Below are 17,310 nucleotides of genomic sequence, written 5' to 3' on the forward strand. Positions count from 1 at the left end.
AGTCGCGCCGTTCTCCGAGGAGGTATCCAGCATGGGACGATCCGATGCGGTCGGGTCCGGTGTCCGGACCGTGAGAGGCGCCGCGCGGGCGGCGGCCGGCGCGGTGGCCCTGGGGGTGCTCGCCACCGGGTGCGGCGGCACCGGCGCCTCGAGCGCGGGCGGGAGCGACACGATCACGATCGGGATCTCCGAGGACCCCGCCAATCTGTCGCCGCTCACCTCGCTGTCCAAGATCACCTCGCTGCTGACCCGCTTCTCCTACGACGCGCTGGTCAATACCGGGCCCGACGGGCGGATCGTCTCCGGGGTCGCCGAGAAGTGGGAGTCCTCCGACGCCCTCTCGGCCACGTTCACCCTGCGGCGCGACGTGCGGTGCGGCGACGGCCGGGTGTTGACCGCGTCCGCCGTCGCGGCCCAGTACAACTACATCGCCGACCCGAAGAACACCTCGCCGCTGTACGGCCTGGCCGTGACGCCGGGAACCGTCGCCACCGCGGACGACGCCACCAACACGCTCGTCCTGCGCACGCCCGAACCCACCCCGTTCCTGCTGCGCGGCGCCTCCCAACTACCGCTGGTGTGCCCCTCGGCACTCGCGGCGCCCGGCACGCTCGACCACGCCACCGACGGCACCGGGCCGTACCGGCTCGTCGAGGCCGCGGCGGGTGACCACTTCACCTACGCCAAGCGGCCCGACTACGTCTGGGGACCGGGCGGCACGAGCTCCGCCGAGCTGCCCGAGCGATTGGTGTTCAAGGTCGTCACCAACCCCTCGACCAGGGCCAACCTGCTGCTGGGCAAACAGCTCGACATCGCCTCCGTGACCGGCGCCGACCGGGTCCGGCTGACCGCGGCGGGGCTGAAGTACCAGGTCCAGCGCGACCCGTACGGCATGTTCCTGTACAACGAGGCGCCCGATCACGTCACCGCCGATCCCGCGGTGCGCTGGGCGCTGACCGCCGCGCTCGACCTCAAGCAGCTGGGGGCGGTGGCCACCGGCGGCAAGGGCTCGGCGCCGACCCGGGTCGCCGTCACCATGCTGCCGACCTGCCCGGCGGACGCGGTGAGCGCGAACATCCCGCCGCACGACCCGGCACGCGCGGCGGCCGCGCTGCGCGGGGCCGGGTGGACGAAGTCCGGCGGGCACTGGACCAAGGACGGCAGGCAACTGTCCATCGTGCTGCCCTACTCCGGGGCGGCCGGCTCGGAACTGATGTCCGCGGTGGAACTGGCGGTCGAGCAGTGGCGCTCGTTCGGGGTCAAGGTCAACCGCCGGCCGCTCACCGCCGGGACCACCGGGGAGGTGCTGGCCTCCGGGCAGTGGGACATCTCCTGGACGCCGGTCACGCTGACCCAGCACGACCAACTCGTGCCCTTCTTCAGCGGCCCCAAGTCGCCCGACGGGCTCAACTTCGGCGCCGTCGACAACCCCGAGTACAAGCGCCTGGTGGGCCTGGCCATGGGCAAGCCGGACATCGCCGGCTGTGACGAATGGACCGCGGCCGAGGCCGAGTTGGTCAAGCGGGTCGACGTGATGACCTTCGCGGACATGCTGACCCCGTACTTCGCCACGCACGGCACCACGTTCGCCATCGACGCCGGCGGACTCGACCCGATGTCGCTGCGCCGGACCGGCTGACCCCTACGGGCGCGCGTGCCCACCTCGGCCCTGCGCCGATCGACGACGAGGTAGAGCGGGATGCCGCTCGCGGCGTACTGACGTGGTTTGGCCGCCGGATCGTCACGGTCGAGGTCCTCGCGTCTCGTGGAATTCGACGTCACCTCGACCAGCATCAGGATCCCGGCGGGGGACATGGCCTTGCCGGCTCGGACCAGGACGCGGCGGGACGGGTCGAACACGACCAGGTCGGGCGTGCGCTCGGACGCGCCGAATTCCACCGAGGTGTTCTCCCGCATCGCTCGCTCGGCCGCGCCGTCGTTCGGCAGGGAGGCGAGGAAGGAGCGCAGGTTGTCGAGGATGTCCCCGTGCGCCGCGTCGGGAGGGGTCCGCATCACGATGCCGTGCGGTGTGGCCTCGAACCTCACGGGCTCGGACAGCGCGGCGAGTTCGGGCACCTCTCGTACGTGGTCGAGAATGCGGCGCGCGACGAAGGCGATGTAGTCGGGGTCCCGGGGGCCGGGGCGCGTGTTCGGGCTTTCGTGGGGGTGTTCGGGTGGGGGTGGGGGGCTTGGTGCGTGGTTGTCGGGTCGGGTGGTGGGGTGAACCCGGGTGACGTGGGGGTTGTCGGCGTATGAGGATGGGGTCATGTCAGTCAACAGTGTTCCGCTTCCGCGTCAGGTCGCCGACTCCTATGTCGACGAACTCGTTGTGCTCGATCCGGTGATGGGGACGTTTCTCGGTGTTGCGGAGTGTTCCGGGCGGTTGCCCGATCTGTCTCCCGACGGGCAGGAGGCGCGGGCCGCGTTGGCGCGGGTCACGCTTGCCGCGCTCGCCGAGGCCGAGCGGCGGGACGGGGCGGAGGTGGAGGTCGAGCGGCGGTGTGCCCGGCTGTTGCGCGAGCGGTTGACGGCCGAGCTGGCCGTGCACGAGACCGGGGAGGGGCTGCGGACCGTCGGGAACATGGGCACGCCGATGCACTTCGTGCGTGAGGTGTTCACCGTGACGCCCGCGGAGACCGACCAGGACTGGGCCGCGATCGTCGAGCGGTTGCGGGCGGTCTCGCACGCGCTTTCGGGGTATCGGCAGTCGCTGGAGCTGGGCCTGGAGCGCAAGTTGTACGCGGCGCCGCGCCCGACCGGGGCGTGTGTCGCCCAACTCGGCGAGTGGGCCGACACCGACGGCGACGGACGCGGCTGGTTCGAGGACTTCGCCGCCGCCGGCCCGGAGGCCCTGCGCGCCGACCTCGACGAGGCCGCGCGCGCCGCGACCGCCGCGGTGGTGGAACTGCGCGACTGGATGCGCGACGTGTACGCCCCCGCCGTCGCCGACGCCCCCGAGGTGGTCGGGCGCGAGCGGTACGCCGTGTGGTCGCGGTACTTCAACGGCGCCGACCTCGACCTGGACGAGGCCTACGCCTACGGCTGGTCGGAGTACCACCGCCTCCTCGGCGAGATGCGCCACGAGGCGGAGAAGGTCCTGCCCGGCGCCGCCACGCCGTGGGTGGCGCTCGCGCACCTCGACGAGCACGGCACGCACATCGAGGGCGTCGACGAGGTGCGGGCCTGGCTCCAGGCCCTGATGGACGAGGCGATCGACCACCTCGACGGCACCCACTTCGACCTCGCCGAGCGGGTCCGCCGCGTCGAGTCGTGCATCGCCCCGCCGGGGAGCGCCGCCGCGCCCTACTACACGCAGCCGTCCGAGGACTTCAGCCGCCCCGGCCGGACCTGGCTGCCGACGATGGGCCGCGACCGGTTCCCGGTGTACAACCTCGTGTCCACCTGGTACCACGAGGGTGTCCCCGGCCACCACCTCCAGCTCGCCCAGTGGGCGCACATCGCCGGCGACCTGTCCCGCTACCAGGCCACCGTCGGGGTGGTCAGCGCCAACGCCGAGGGCTGGGCGCTGTACGCGGAACGCCTCATGGACGAACTGGGCTTCCTCACCGACGCCGAGCGACGCCTGGGCTACCTCGACGCGCAGATGATGCGCGCCGCGCGGGTGATCGTCGACATCGGCATGCACCTGGAACTGGAGATCCCGGCCGACGCGCCGTTCCACCCCGGCGAGCGCTGGACCCCGGACCTTGCGCAGGAGTTCTTCGGCGCGAACAGCAGCCTCCCCGCCGCCTTCGTGGACAGCGAACTGACCCGCTACCTGACCATGCCCGGCCAGGCGATCGGCTACAAGCTCGGCGAACGCGCCTGGCTGCGGGGCCGGGAGAACGCCCGACAGGCGCAGGGCGCGGCGTTCGACCTGAAGGCGTGGCACATGAGCGCGCTGTCGCAGGGGTCGTTGGGCCTCGACGACCTGACCGACGAACTCTCCGCGATTCCCGCGCCGTAGCCCCGGACCGCCCGCGGATTCCGACCGGATCGGCCGCACCGGTCGGAATCCGCGGTGGGCGGTGCGGCGGGCTACGCGGCGACGAGCGGGAGGGTGTGCAGGCCGCGCAGGATGTTGTGGACCCGCCGCGTGGGCGCCCGGTCGGGCGCGGCGGCGAGGGTGTGGAAGCGGTGGCCCAGGGCGGTGAGCACCGCGTCGAGTTCGAGGACGGCGAGGTGGTTGCCGGCGCACTGGTGCACGCCGAGCCCGAGCGCGAGATGGTCGCGGCCGTCGGGGCGGGTGACGTCGAACGTGTCGGCGGTCGGGCCCCACTTGCCGCGGTCGCGGCCCGCCGAGCCGTAGAGCAGGAGGAGTTGTTCGCCGGCGGGGACGACGGTCTCGCCGATCCGGGTGTCGCGGGTGGTACGGCGGCCGAACCACTGGATCGGGGCCTCCATCCGCAGCGCCTCGGCGAAGACCGCGTCGCCCGGGACGGCGCGCTCGCGGACCAGGCGCCACTGCGCGGGGTGCCCGGCCAACAGGTGCAGGGCGGTGGTGACGGCGTGGATGGTGGTGTCCATGCCGGCGACGGTGTAGGAGAGCATCAGCGGGACGGCCTGGGATTCGTCGATGTCGCCCCGGTCGGCCGCGGCGTGGATGGCGCCGAGCCAACTCTGCGGCGCCACCCGGCCCCGTGCGGCGAACCGTTCGAGGTAGGCGAACATCTCCTCGGCGCGCGGGAACGCGGCCCGGGTACGCGCGGTGTCGGGGCCGAAGGTGTCGAACGTCGCGTCGGCGAGGTCGAGCAGCCGCGCGCGGTCGCGGTCGGGTAAGCCCATCAGGCGCATGACCGTGCCGGAGACGAACGGCGCGGCCAGGTCGGCCACGCCGTCGAAGACCTCGCCCCGCGGGAGCGCGTCGACCAGCACGCGGGCGTGTGCGTACATGCCGGCGCTGAGGGATTTCAGCGCCCTGGGCGCGAGTTGGCGCGAGAGCACCCGGCGCAGGCGGGCATGGGCGGCCCCGTCGGTGCCCACCACGGTGTCGGTCAGGACGCGCTCGTTGACCTGGTCGGTCAGCGCCAGGGCACGTTCGCTGGAGTAGGTGATCGGGTCGCGGAGCGCGTCGGCGACGGCCGCGTGGCGGGGCAGGGCCCAGACGGCGTGCGCGTCGAGCCGTACGACGGCGCCGAGTTCGCGCAGCCGGGCGTAGGTCGGGTAGGGGTCGGCGAGGACGGCGTCGTCGAAGAGATCGATCCCGGAGGAGACGTGCACGTTGGCCCTTTCGTCGCGAGGCCGGCGCCCGCGTGTGGTGCGACCGCCGCCGACGGTGATCGGAAGGCAGGGCGGCCATGATCGGCCGAGCCCCGACCCCGGTCAAGAGCGCACGGGCGCACGGACGGCGCGGACGGGCGCCCCATGCGGACCCGGCCCCTCCGGGGGTGTCCGGGGACCGCGGGGCGCCCGTTCGCTTCGGTGCCGCCGGTCGGCACGACGCCGCCTTCGAGCGGCGGGAGTTCGGGGGGAGCGAGCCGACGGGCCCGGCCGCGGGGCGGAGGTTCGGGCGGGCCCGTCGGCGGGGGTCAGGAGCCGACGGTCGGGAGGTAGCGCGGGGCGCGCCAGGCGTGGAGGTGGTGTTCGATCGAGGCGCCCAGGGACAGGAGTTCGCCGTCGCGCAGGTTGCCGGTCATCAAGAGCAGGCCGACCGGGAGTTCGCCGACGAAGCCGGCCGGGACCGACATCGACGGGTATCCGGACACGGCGGCGGGGGTCGAGGACGGGATCACGTCGTTGTCACCGCGCGCACAATCGGTGGTCCAGGCGGGCGGGTTGGTCGGCGAGGCGATGGCGTCGAGCCGTTCGGCGGCCAGTGTCTCGTCGATCGAGCGGCGGGACAGGTCCTTCAACTCGGCGCGCGTCTGACGGTATCGCGGGTCGGTGGTGGGCGGCGCGACCAGGGCCTGTTCGAACAGTTCCTGGCCGGCGAAGCAGGTCTGCTCGGCCGGGTGGGTGCGGTTGAACTCGATCAGCTCGGCGAGATCGCGCGGGCCCTGGCGGGTGGCCAGGTAGGCGTCGATGTCGCGGTGGAACTCGCTGAGCAGGGCCGGGAATTCCAGTTCGGCGATGCGCTCCTGGTAGGGGAGCTTCACCTCGATCACCTCGGCGCCCGCCGCGCGCAGGCGTGCCGCGGTGCGGGTCATCAGGGCGTCCACGTCCGGGCCGAGCGTGGGCAGGCGCCACAGGCCGACGCGTTTGCCGCGCAGCCCGCCGGGGCGGGCGGAGGCGGCGGCGAGGTCGAGCGGGTCGCCCGCGTGCGGTGCGCGGCCCTCGGCGAGCACCGCGAGGGTCAGCGCGGCGTCGGTGACGTTGCGGGCCATGGGTCCCGCGGTGTCCTGCTCGGCGGAGATCGGCACCACGCCGGACTGGCTGACCACGCCCAGGCTGGGTTTGACGCCGACCACGCCGTTCGCCCCGGAGGGGCACACGATCGAGCCGTCGGTCTCGGTGCCGATCGCCACCTGCGACAACGACGCGGCGAGCGCGGCGCCCGAACCGGCGGACGAGCCGCAGGGGTTGCGGTCCAGGACGAACGGATTGCGGGTCTGGCCGCCCACCGCCGACCACCCCGAAGTGGGCTTGGCGCCACGGAAGTTGGCCCATTCGGACAGGTTGGTCTTGCCGAGGATCACCGCCCCCGCCGCGCGCAGTCGGGTCACCAGTACCGCGTCGGCGTCGGGCGGGCTGCCGGCCAGCGCCGTGGAGCCGGCCGTGGTCGGCAGGTCGCGGGTGTTCACGTTGTCCTTGAGCAGGACGGGAATGCCGTCGAGCGGGCCCCGGCTCTGCCCGCGCCGATGCCGGGCGTCACTGGCGGCGGCCTGGCGCAGCGCGGTCGGGTCGGTGCGCAACACCGCCTTGATCGTGGGATCGACGGTCCTGATCCGCCACAGGTAGGCGCCGGTGAGCGCGGTCGAGGTCAACGATCCGCGCGCCATGCGGGTTTGTAATTCCGGGATGGTCACGGTGTCGAGATCGACGCCCAACCTCGGCGCGCCCGCGGCCGACGGTGTGCCGTCCGCGCCGGCGGCGGTGTCCGCGTGGGCACCCGGCGCGCCGGCGAACAGGCAGCCGGCGACCAGGGCGGTGACCAGTGGGGTGACTCGTCTCTTCGTCATGGGAAAGACCATGGGAGCCATCGCACTACACGGCCGATGTCCGACACAAGCACCGTCGGTGTCGACAAGATGAGGTCGACGGAGGGGCATAGGAGGGATTTGGTACTATTTCGAGAGGGTTGGTTCCCGGGGTCGGCGGGACGAATAGGGCGGATGCGAGCCCTGTGGCAAACATCGGCAAGTGGTTTCGGGGGCCGTTAGGGTGTCGCGCGTGAGCACAGAGCGATGGACATTCGGCGGCGATACGAGCGTCGCCAGGATCGGCTACGGGGCGATGCGGTTGACCGGTTGGCCGAAGGGCGAACCACCGGCCAGGGACACGGCGTTGGGCATCCTGCGGCGGGCCGTGGAGTTGGGCGTGAACCACATCGACACCTCGAATTACTACGCGCGCGACGGCATCGCGGCCAACGAGCTGATCCGGGAGGCGCTGCACCCCTACCCCGACGACCTGGTGATCGTGACCAAGGTGGGCGCACTGGTCGAAGGCGCGGACGTCGCCCGGCCGGCGGCGGACAAGACCGGACTCACGCCCGACAACCTGCGCCGCGGCGTCGAGGCGAACCTGCGTTCGCTCGGCCTGGACCGACTGGACGTGGTGAACCTGCGGATGGGCGACCTCGACCGGAGCCTGACCCCCCTGGCCGAGCCCCTGGAAACCCTGCTCGCGCTGCGCGACGAAGGTCTGATTCGGCACCTGGGCGTCTCCAACGTCACCGCCGCCGAGTTCGCCGAGGCCCGAAGGATCGCGCCGATCGTGTGTGTCCAGAACCTCTACAACCTGTCCCGTCGCGAGGACGACGCACTGGTCGACGCCTGCGCGGCGGCCGGCGTCGCCTACGTTCCGTACTTCCCCGTCGGCGGCTTCCAACCCCTGGCCGCCGCCCGCCTGGACACGGTGGCCGCGCGCCATGGAGCGACCGTGTCGCAGGTGGCGCTCGCATGGCTGTTGGCCCGCTCGCCCAACATCCTGCTCATCCCCGGGACCGGCTCGCCGGCCCATCTGGAGGAGAACATCGCCGCCGGCGCGCTGCGGCTGACCGGGCGGGACCTGGCCGAACTGGGCTGACCCGGCCCGGGGAGCGGACGGCGCGGCAGCGCCGCCCTACGGATCGGACCGGGTCAGCGCGTACAGCACGACGTCGACCCGCCCGCCGTGCAGGCGACCGGCGTTGCGCAGGATGCCCTCCCGGTGCAGGCCCGCGTTGACGGCCGACTTGCGCGCGGGGATGTTCCCGACGGCGGCCCGCAGTTCGAGGCGTTCGAAGCCCTGCTCGATCAGCAGCCAGTGCCCGAGCGCGCGGGTGGCCCGGGCGGCGATCCCGCGGCCGCGGGCCCACGGCGCGACCCAATAGCGCACCTCGCTGACCAGGTCGTCCCAGTCGGTGCGGCGCAGCCCGATCGCGCCGAGCAGTCGGCCGTCGGCCGGGTCCCCGATCACGAAGTGGATGCCGTCGCCCGACTCGCGCCGGGTGTGCGCGGTCTTGGTGCACCAGTCGACGGCCGCATCCGGCGAGTACGGGCGCGGCAGCGGTATCCAGCGTTGGATCACCTCGTCGGCACAGGCGGTTCGGGTGTCCCGGACATCGTCGGCGGTGAACGGTCGCAGGGTGATCGGGCCCGCGGGCAGGACCGGTTCGGGAAAGACGTCGCTCACGGACAGGATTCGCCCCCTCGTCTGAAGTCGCACGATTCTGTCGTCCCGAGCGGCCGGCGCGTAAGTATCCCGCGCGGAATTCACCCGCTGCGCCCAATTCCCGACGTCCGTCCCGGCAGGGTGGGGCGGTGCGGTGCGGACGACGGGGTTGCTCCGTGCGGGTGATGCCCGGCGTCCGGGAACGCCGGACGCGCGTTCGCGGTTTGCCGAGACGTCGAACGGCGGATCCTCCCCATGGCCCGAGCAAGGAGAAGGCGGCATGCCACACCTGCGGTCGACCGGCGCGGATCTGTACTACGAGGTCACGGGCGAGGGCGACCCGCTCGTCCTGGTCCACGGCTCGTGGACCGACCACACCGGGTGGCGGTCGGTCGTCCCGGCGCTCGCCGCCTCCCACCGCGTGGTCGTGTACGACCGACGGGGGCACAGCCGCAGCACCGGCGGGACCGGCCCGGGCAGCCGTACCCGGGACGAGGACGACCTCGCGGCGCTGCCGGAGCGGCTCGACCTGGCACCGGCGCACGTCGTCGGCAACTCCTACGGCGCGTCCACGGCCCTCGGACTGGGCGCGCGCCGGCCGGAGTTGTTCCGCGGCCTGGTCGCGCACGAGCCGCCGCTGCTCGCGACCGTGGCGAACGATCCGGAACTGCGGCCGCTGATGCGCGTGGCCCGGGACCGGATCGACGCGGTGGTCGAACTGCTGCGCGCGGGCGACGACCGGGGCGGGGCGCACCTGTTCGTCGAGGAGGTCGCGCTCGGGCCGGGGATGTGGGAGCGGCTGCCCGACCGGGCCCGCGAGACCTTCGTCGCCAACGCGGCCACGTTCCTCGACGAGCAGAACGATCCGCACTGGGACGAACTCGACGTCACCCGCCTGTCCGCGCTCACCGCCCCCGTGCTGCCGAGCTACGGCACGACGAGCCCGCCGTGGTTCGCGAGGATCGTCGGCGGGCTCGCCGACGCGATCGCACACGCGCGGATCCGCACACTGGAAGGTGCCGGACACGTCCCGCACACGACCCACCCGGAGCTGTACGTCGCGACCGTGACGGGTTTCCCGGCCGACCCGACGGCGGGGTGACCCGGCAGGGCGAACGGCCCGCACGGCGTGGGTACGTGCGCCGTGCGGGCCGTTCGGGTGGGGCTCGGGTCACCAGGGATCCTTCGGATTCCAGATCAGTGGCGGCGTGTTGGTGAGAATGCGCCGGATGACGGCCATCATGGTGGTCACCTCCTCTTCGAAGCGGGCGATCGGGTCGCGGACCTGGTGGTGCGGCTCAGGGTGAACGGTCGCGGCGCGGCGGCGTTGGTCACGACCGGCCGCGCCTCGGCGCCGGCGACGCTCAGGCGGGCGTCGTCGGCCAGCGCCGCCACCGCGTCGGTGGCCATGGTCTGGGCGACGACGGCGCCGCCGCAGACGAACGGGCCCGTGCTGAACGGCAGATACGGGCCGCACGCCTGCGGTAGGGCCCAGCGTTCGGGCCGGAAGAGATCGGGTCGACTCCAGCGCCGTTCGTCGTGATGCAGGAGGTAGGGGCTGACCGACAGGATCGCGCCGGGCGGCAGCGCCACACCACCGAACTCGACCGCACGCGGCGTCGGACGGCCCACCATCCAGACGAACGGACGATGCCGCGCGGCCTCGCGCACGATCCACTCGGCGGGCCACGGCCACGGCTCGCCCGGCGCGCCGTGCAGACCGGCCAGCAGCACGCTCCAGGCCACGGTGTAGCCGACGTTTCCCACGATCGAGCGGTACAGCAGCAGGTACAGCTCGGCCACGACAGGATCCCGCGTCTCCTCGGGACAGCCGCCGATGACGGCGTCGAGCAGATCGCGCGGCTCCCCGGCATCGCCGCCACGTGCCCGGCGTCGCGCGATCTCGCGGGTCAGCGCCGCCATGAGCCTGGGGCGCAGCAGTTCCGTGCGCAGCCGGCCGCGGATCGTCGGTGACCGGATCAGCACACCGGCGCCGACGGATCGCGCCAGCAGGAGCCGCAGTTCGGGGGTCGACGTCGGGTGCAGCAGCAGGTCCGCCAGAGATCGACGCACCAGCGCGGGGCCGGTCTCGGGCCACCGTGCGGCCGCGGGGAGTTGGGCCACCGCCTCGGCCAAGTTGGCGCGATACTCGGGTAATCGCGGTCGGATGGTGTTGCGTATCGTGTGACCGAGCGCGATCTGGGCCGATCGCGAGGGCAACAGGTCGCCATAGAAGGTGGACAACCCTCCGTTGAATTCCGGATCGCGCAGCACCACCAGTGCCAGGTCCGAATCGCCCACGCACCAACCGCCCCAGGGCAGTCGGAAGACATCCGTGGTGCGAGCGCGGGACAGGCCGTCGAGAAACCCCAACGGATCCCGGTGGAACCGACGCAGATCTCCCCTACCCATCGAGCGGTCTCCCCCTCCGGCAGGCGGCTGTCGGGTACGGCGGACGCACACGCCCGCCCGCCCCCGCGACAGGGCCGGCGACCTCAGGTCAGTATCGGCGGCCGCCGGCCGCCGAACAAGGCGGCAATCCAGCCGAATCGCCCCACCCGCGACAGCGGCGGCGTGGGGGTGATCGGTCGCGAAAACCGGGTACCGGCGGGTCGCGTTGTGATGAGGTGGTCGGTGTCCGCGTCCACGTCCACGTCCACGTTCGAGGAGGTTGTGGTGTCCGCAACGCCGCAGGAGATCTTCGGTAGGTACATCCACGCGGGAACCGTGACCCGCAACGCCGATGCCCTCGCCGAGTGTTTCACCGAGGACGGCGTCTTCGAGGCCCCGCTCGTCCCCGCCGACGCCACCTTTCCCAGGCGACTGGTGGGCCGAGCGCAGATCCGCAGCGCGATGGCGGCCCACTACGAACGGCAGGCGAAGACCGACGGTCCCGCGCCCGACTTCGCGAAGTCCGGCTACGTCCTGCACATCACCTCCGACCCCGACGTCTTCATCGCCGAGATCGACGCGGTGTTCGACGGCGAGGGCGGCGAGGTGGACACGGCGGTGTCCCTGGTGCAGATCTTCCGCGTCCGAGACGGCAGGATCGCCCGACTGCGCGACTACTTCGCCCCGATCCTGGTGCAGTGAGCCCCACCACCGCGACCGCGACGGCGACCGCGGCCGCCGGTTCGACCGAGGGCCGGTCGAGTGTCGATGTCCGACGTCAGGGGGTGAATTTCGCGATGGCGGTCGGGGTCACGGGGGTGAAGAAGTTGACGAGGTTGCCGTCGGGGTCGCGGAACAGGAGTGCGCGGTTGCCCCACGGCATCGTGGTGGGCTCGTTGACGAAGTCGGTCACGACGCCGGTCAGGTTTCGGTGGACGGCGTCCACGTCGTCGACGAGGAATTCGACGATGACGCTGTGGTTGTCGGCCGCGTGGGCGGAGCCGGGGGCGAACAGGGGGACGGTGCGGGTGCCGCCGATCGCGAGGGTGGTCGAGCCGATGCCGAGTTCGGCGAAGTCCTCGGTGAACCGGGTGGCCGGCACGCCGGTGACCCGCTCGTAGAAGTCGACGAGGCGGTCGACGTCGTCGGTGATGATGCGGATCGAGACGAGGTTCACGGGTTTCTCCTGAGGGGTCGATGCCGCCGCCGGGGGTCGGTCGGCGCCTTCGGTGACACGCTAGGGGTGATACCGGACGGAATCCGCCCGGTATTCGCGAGAGACTTGCGCTCATGGCCCGACCCACCACCCGCGTGCTCGCCCTCCTGGAACTGCTGCAGGCCGGCGGTACCCGCACCGTCGCCGAGCTCGCCGATCGTCTGGAGGTCGACGAGCGCACCGTGCGGCGCTACGTCCGGCATCTGGTCGACCTGGACATCCCCGTCGAGTCGGTGCGCGGGCGCTACGGCGGATACCGGCTGTCGGCCGGCTACCGCGTGCCGCCGCTGATGCTGACCGACGACGAGGCGCTGGCCGTGCTGCTCGGCCTGATCGCGGGTCGGCGGACCGGTCTGACCACGGCCGCGGGGACGGCGGGGGACACGGCGGCGGCCAAGATCCGGCGGGTGTTGCCGCGACCGCTCGCCGGGCGGCTCGACGCCGTGCTCGACTCGCTCGCCTTCACCACCGCGCCGGACGAGCCGACCGCTCCGGAGACGGCGGTGCTGCTCGCGATCGCCGACGCCGTGCGTCATCACCGGCCGATCTCGCTCCGGTACACCGCCGCCGACGGCCGGCGCGGCGAGCGCACGCTGCACCCGTACGGGCTCGTGGCCCACTCGGGCCGGTGGTACGTGACGGGTGCGGACGTCGGCGCCGGCGAGGATCGTACGTTCCGCCTGGATCGCATCGCCGACGCCCGGGCCCTGCCCGGCACGTTCGAGCCGCCCGCCGACCTCGACCCGGCGCGGCGCGTGCTGACCGGATTCGCCCGCGCCCCCTACCGCCACGAGGTGAGCGTGCTGGTGCGGGAGACGGCCGAGCGGATCCGGGCCCGGCTCCCCGCGGCGCTCGCGATCGTCGCGGAGGCGTCCCCTCCGGGCGGCGCCGATCCGGACGCCGAACCCTGGTGTCGGGTGGAGGTTCACGCGGAACGACTCGACTGGGTGCCGGCCCTGCTGGCCTCCCTGGACCGGCCGTTCGTCGTCGAGCGGCCGGACGAACTCCGGGACTCGGTACTGGCGTTCGCCGAGCGGTTGCGCGATTCGGCGCGGCGCGGCAGGCCGGACGGCGGATGATGGGCACGTAGGACAGGGGTCGGGACCGAGCCCCGCCTCCGCAGCGCACCGCAGAGCAGAGGAGCCCGCCATGACCGACACCACCGACACCACCGAGACCGACGGCACCGCCGAACCCCCGCCCCCCGAGCCCGACTTCACCCCCGCCGACATCGCCCGGCTCGCCGCCCGGGCCGGGCTGCCGGTGGACGCGTCGCGGCTGCCCGTGATCGCCGCCACCGTCAACCACCTCCACGGCCTCGTCGCCGCGCTGAACGACATCCCGTTCGGCGAGACCGCGCCCGCCTTCGTCTTCGACGCCCGGCGGGACGACGCCTCGTGACACACACCGAGCCGTACGCCCTCACCCTCGACGAGGCCGCCCGCGCGCTGGCCGACCGCTCCCTGTCCCCGGTCGAACTCACCGCGTCCGTCCTCGACCGCATCGCGCACACCGAACCGGCGATCACCGCCTACGCGACCGTCACCGCCGAGTCCGCCTCGGCGGCGGCCCGCGAGGCGGAACGGGAGATCGCCGCCGGTCGCCGGCGCGGCCCGCTGCACGGCGTGCCGATGGCGCTCAAGGACCTCGTCGACACGGCCGGCGTCCCCACCACCGCCGGCTCCCTGGTCCGCGCCGGCCGGGTGCCCGCCGAGGACGCCGAGGTCACCACCCGGCTGCGGGCGGCCGGCGCCGTTTTGGTCGGCAAGACGCACACGCACGAGTTCGCGTACGGCACCACCACCCCGCAGACCCGAAACCCCTGGGCGACCGACCGGGTGCCCGGCGGCTCCAGCGGCGGATCGGCCGCCGCCGTCGCCGCCGGCGCGGCCACCTTCACGTTGGGCACCGACACCGGCGGGTCGATCCGGATACCCGCCGCGCTCACCGGCGTGGTCGGCCTCAAACCCACCTACGGCCTGGTCTCCCGGCACGGCGTCGCCTCGCTGTCCTGGTCCCTCGACCACGTCGGCCCGATCACCCGCACCGTGCGCGACGCGGCCCTGGTGCTGGACACGATCGCCGGACACGACCCGCGCGACGAGGCGAGCCTGGACGTCGTGCGCGGCACGTACGTCCCGCGACGCGACGGCGACATCGCGGGCCTGCGCGTCGGCGTGCCCACCAACTTCTACTTCGACCGGGTGCACCCCGAGATCGAGGGCGCGGTGCGCGCGGCCGTCGACGACCTGGTCGCGCTCGGCGCCACCGCCGTCCCGGTCGAGATCCCGATGGCGAGGTACGTCCAGGCCGCGGAATCCGCCCTGATGGTCCCCGAGGCCACCGCCTACCACCGGGAAACCCTGCGCACCGTCCCCGAGTTGTACTCGGACGAGGTGCGGATCCTGCTGGAGGCGGGCGAGTTCGTCCCGGCCACCGACTACATCCGGGCCCAGCGCGCCAGGACGTTGATGCGCCGCGCCTGGTGCGACCTCTTCCACGACGTCGACCTCGTCGCCGCGCCCACCGTCGCCTCGCCGGCGGCGCGCGTGGGCGAGACATCCCTGGAGTGGCCCGACGGGAGCGTGGAGTCGGTGTCCGACGCCTATGTACGCCTGTCGGCGCCCGCGAACCTGACCGGACTGCCGGCGTTGTCGCTGCCGGTGGGCTTCGACGGGCACGGCCTGCCGATCGGCATGCAGCTCATCGGCAGGCCGCTCGGCGAGGCGCTGCTGCTGCGGGCCGGCGACGTGTACGAGAGCGCGCACCGCCCGACGGCGCGGCTCGCGCCGCTGCGGGTGGGCACACCCGCAGGAGGTCCGCCGGGTACGGCGGGGTGATCCGCCGCTCTTCCCGAACGGCGGGGAGGCCCGACGTCCGCCCGGCGCGGCGTCGACCATGGCGTCCGAGTGAACCGGTGGGGCGTGTCCGGGGATTCGGCGGGACGTGGAGACGTATCGCGCGGAGACTGGGAGCGGCCGGGCGCACGCGCGGCATGCCGGACAGCAGGAGGTGACCCCATGCGGGTGACGTTGGCGACGTGGAACCTCGAGAACCTGTTCCTGCCGGGGGAGCAGGACGGCCCGAAGACGCAAGCCGAGTTCGACGCGAAGCTGGATTCGCTCGCGGCCACGATCGATCGGCTGAAGCCGGACCTGCTCGGGGTGCAGGAGGTCGGCAACCCGGACGCGCTGCAGGACCTGGTCGCCCGCCTGGACGGGACGTGGCACACCGAGTTGTCCGCGCACCCGGACGGCCGGCGCATCCGGGTGGGGTTCCTCAGCCGCCACCCGCTCACGGTGACCGCCGATGTCACCGCCTTCCCGAGCCAGTTCGCCCCGCTGCAGACCGCCGACACCGGGGCGCCGCTGAACGCGATGGGTCGCGGCGGGCTCGCGGTATCCCTGGAACCGGTGCCCGGCCGGACCCTGCACGCGGCGGTGTGCCACCTGAAGTCGAAGCTGCTGACCTATCCGGGAAATCGGCACAACCCGAAGAACGAGGGCGAACGCGCCCGCTACGCCGCGTACGCGCTGTGGCGGCGCGGCGCCGAGGCGACCACGATGCGCGCCCTCGCGGACGAACTCCTGGGCGGCGACGGTCGCACCCGCGACGTGATCGTGATGGGCGACCTCAACGACACCCCGCTGGCCGCGACCACGCAGATCCTGTACGGCCCGCCCGGATCGCAGATCGGCACCGGCGGATTCCACACGCCGGACAAGGGGGACGCGGCGCGGTTGTGGAACCTCGGCCTGAAGATCCCCGTGGAGCACCGGGTCTCCCGCGTCTTCGAGGGCCAGGGCGAACTGATCGACCATCTCCTGGTCAGCCACCAACTGCTGCAACGCCTCGAGGAGGTGTTCACCGGCGCCGACGGCCCCCTGCCGTCGATCAACGCGCAACCCGTCGAACGCCAGGGCGCGGCCGGCTCCGACCACGCCCCGGTGGCCGCGCGTCTGACCTTCTGAACCCCGCCCGCGCGGCGCCGCGATCGACCCGTCGACGGCCGGGCGGCATCGAAAGCCGGCCTCGGGGCAGGCGCGAGGAGACCGACACGAAAGGGTCTCTTCGCGATGAGGACAACGACGACCGGACTACGAAACACCGCCGTGGGGCGTTCCGCGGTGGGCGGTACCGCGGTGGCCGCCGCGGGGCGCGCGGGGTTCGTGGCGCGCGGCGTGGTGTACCTCCTGGTCGGCGTCCTGGCCCTGCGCATCGCCGTCGGCGATGGCGGCCGGCAGGCCGACCGGGGCGGTGCGGTCCAGGAGTTGGCCGGGCGGCCGTTCGGCGGCTTCCTGGTCTGGGCACTGGGGATCGGCCTGGCCGGCATGGCGCTGTGGCGGCTGTCCGAGGCGGTGTTCGGCGCGGCCGGGCCCGGCGGGCGCGACGCCTCCACACGGCTCGCGTCGCTGGCCCGATTCGGGTTCTACGCGTTCGTCGCCGCCTCGGTGATCGCGCTGGCCGCCGGGCGCAAGGACGGCTCCGGCGGCTCGGGCGGCTCCGAGGAGGGAGCGTCCGACGCGCAGTCCAAGGGCGCCACCGCCGAGGCGCTGGATCTGCCCGCCGGCCGCTGGCTGGTGGCCGGGGCCGGGCTCGTGGTGGTCGTCGTCGGGGTCTGCGTCGGGGTCCGGGCGCTGCTGCGCAAGTATCGCGACCACCTCGAACTCGGGCGCATGTCGGCCCGCACCGAGCGGCTGGTCGACACGCTCGGCGTCGCCGGCGGGGCCAGCCGGGGCGCCGTGTTCACCGCGGCCGGGGTGTTCGTCCTGGTCGCGGCGGCCAGGTACGACCCGGACAGGGCCAAGGGCCTCGACGACACGCTGCGCACGTTCGCCGACACGCCGGTGGGTCCGCCGCTGCTCGGGGTGATCGCGGTCGGGCTGATGTTGTTCGGAGCGTTCTCGTTCGCCATGGCACGGTGGCGAAAGGTGTGACGCCGCCCCCGG

General features: G+C 73.1%; 15 protein-coding genes and 1 pseudogene. 10 read left to right on the plus strand and 6 right to left on the minus strand.

The window, feature by feature from the left end:
- Positions 1 to 31: 31 nt before the first annotated feature.
- Positions 32 to 1,639, plus strand: a complete 1,608-nt coding sequence (locus EMA17_RS01485) for an ABC transporter substrate-binding protein (protein ID WP_246126382.1) — start codon at positions 32 to 34, stop codon at positions 1,637 to 1,639.
- Positions 1,640 to 1,671: 32 nt separating this feature from the next.
- Here the strand turns inward: EMA17_RS01485 and EMA17_RS55195 are convergent.
- Positions 1,672 to 2,268, minus strand: a pseudogene (locus tag EMA17_RS55195) (Uma2 family endonuclease); the annotation flags it as partial.
- On the opposite strand from EMA17_RS55195, the gene EMA17_RS01495 reads away from it, so the two are divergent.
- Positions 2,267 to 3,967 (plus strand): DUF885 domain-containing protein, encoded by a 1,701-nt coding sequence (locus EMA17_RS01495; RefSeq protein ID WP_126635006.1) that lies wholly within the window; start codon positions 2,267 to 2,269, stop codon positions 3,965 to 3,967. The pseudogene EMA17_RS55195 and the gene EMA17_RS01495 overlap by 2 nt on opposite strands.
- 71 nt (positions 3,968 to 4,038) lie before the next feature.
- Here the strand turns inward: EMA17_RS01495 and EMA17_RS01500 are convergent, their stop codons facing one another.
- Positions 4,039 to 5,220, minus strand: a complete 1,182-nt coding sequence (locus EMA17_RS01500) for a cytochrome P450 (protein WP_126635007.1) — start codon at positions 5,218 to 5,220, stop codon at positions 4,039 to 4,041.
- A 308-nt stretch (positions 5,221 to 5,528) separates the two neighbouring features.
- The gene (locus tag EMA17_RS01505) at positions 5,529 to 7,118 is read right to left on the minus strand and encodes an amidase family protein (protein ID WP_126635008.1); all 1,590 of its coding nucleotides are present in this window, start codon (positions 7,116 to 7,118) and stop codon (positions 5,529 to 5,531) included.
- Between the two features lie 211 nt (positions 7,119 to 7,329).
- Here EMA17_RS01505 and EMA17_RS01510 point away from each other — a divergent pair, with 211 nt between their 5' ends.
- Entirely contained in the window at positions 7,330 to 8,187 is an 858-nt protein-coding gene (locus tag EMA17_RS01510) for an oxidoreductase (RefSeq protein ID WP_126635009.1), read from the plus strand.
- Positions 8,188 to 8,223: 36 nt separating this feature from the next.
- On the opposite strand, the gene EMA17_RS01515 is transcribed toward EMA17_RS01510, so the two are convergent.
- The gene (locus EMA17_RS01515) at positions 8,224 to 8,775 is read right to left on the minus strand and encodes a GNAT family N-acetyltransferase (protein ID WP_126635010.1); all 552 of its coding nucleotides are present in this window, start codon (positions 8,773 to 8,775) and stop codon (positions 8,224 to 8,226) included.
- 259 nt (positions 8,776 to 9,034) lie between these two features.
- Here EMA17_RS01515 and EMA17_RS01520 point away from each other — a divergent pair, with 259 nt between their 5' ends.
- The gene (locus tag EMA17_RS01520; protein WP_126635011.1) at positions 9,035 to 9,856 is read left to right on the plus strand and encodes an alpha/beta fold hydrolase; all 822 of its coding nucleotides are present in this window, start codon (positions 9,035 to 9,037) and stop codon (positions 9,854 to 9,856) included.
- A 146-nt stretch (positions 9,857 to 10,002) separates the two neighbouring features.
- Here EMA17_RS01520 and EMA17_RS01525 read toward each other — a convergent pair whose 3' ends face one another.
- Positions 10,003 to 11,166, minus strand: a complete 1,164-nt coding sequence (locus tag EMA17_RS01525) for a cytochrome P450 (protein ID WP_126635012.1) — start codon at positions 11,164 to 11,166, stop codon at positions 10,003 to 10,005.
- A gap of 264 nt (positions 11,167 to 11,430) precedes the next feature.
- Between EMA17_RS01525 and EMA17_RS01530 the strand changes: the two genes are divergently transcribed.
- Positions 11,431 to 11,847 (plus strand): nuclear transport factor 2 family protein, encoded by a 417-nt coding sequence (locus EMA17_RS01530; protein WP_126635013.1) that lies wholly within the window; start codon positions 11,431 to 11,433, stop codon positions 11,845 to 11,847.
- A 76-nt stretch (positions 11,848 to 11,923) separates the two neighbouring features.
- Here EMA17_RS01530 and EMA17_RS01535 read toward each other — a convergent pair whose 3' ends face one another.
- Positions 11,924 to 12,322, minus strand: a complete 399-nt coding sequence (locus EMA17_RS01535; protein ID WP_126635014.1) for a VOC family protein — start codon at positions 12,320 to 12,322, stop codon at positions 11,924 to 11,926.
- A 113-nt stretch (positions 12,323 to 12,435) separates the two neighbouring features.
- Between EMA17_RS01535 and EMA17_RS01540 the strand changes: the two genes are divergently transcribed.
- The 5 genes from EMA17_RS01540 (at position 12,436) to EMA17_RS01560 (ending at position 17,298) form a co-directional block, all read left to right on the plus strand.
- Positions 12,436 to 13,440 carry a helix-turn-helix transcriptional regulator gene (locus EMA17_RS01540; RefSeq protein WP_126635015.1) on the plus strand — a complete coding sequence of 335 codons (1,005 nt, stop codon included), beginning with the start codon at positions 12,436 to 12,438 and terminating at the stop codon, positions 13,438 to 13,440.
- 70 nt (positions 13,441 to 13,510) lie between these two features.
- Positions 13,511 to 13,762 carry a hypothetical protein gene (locus EMA17_RS01545; protein WP_126635016.1) on the plus strand — a complete coding sequence of 84 codons (252 nt, stop codon included), beginning with the start codon at positions 13,511 to 13,513 and terminating at the stop codon, positions 13,760 to 13,762.
- A complete protein-coding gene (locus tag EMA17_RS01550; protein ID WP_126635017.1) occupies positions 13,759 to 15,201 on the plus strand; it encodes an amidase in 1,443 nt (480 codons plus the stop codon). Before EMA17_RS01545 ends, EMA17_RS01550 begins: the two co-directional genes overlap by 4 nt.
- Before the next feature lie 186 nt (positions 15,202 to 15,387).
- Positions 15,388 to 16,332 (plus strand): endonuclease/exonuclease/phosphatase family protein, encoded by a 945-nt coding sequence (locus EMA17_RS01555; protein WP_126635519.1) that lies wholly within the window; start codon positions 15,388 to 15,390, stop codon positions 16,330 to 16,332.
- A 105-nt stretch (positions 16,333 to 16,437) separates the two neighbouring features.
- On the plus strand, positions 16,438 to 17,298 hold the full coding sequence (locus EMA17_RS01560) for a DUF1206 domain-containing protein (RefSeq protein ID WP_126635018.1): 861 nt from the start codon (positions 16,438 to 16,440) through the stop codon (positions 17,296 to 17,298).
- The last annotated feature ends 12 nt before the right edge of the window (positions 17,299 to 17,310 follow it).

Source organism: Embleya hyalina (genome assembly GCF_003967355.1).
In the GTDB taxonomy this organism is placed as follows: Bacteria; Actinomycetota; Actinomycetes; order Streptomycetales; family Streptomycetaceae; genus Embleya; species Embleya hyalina.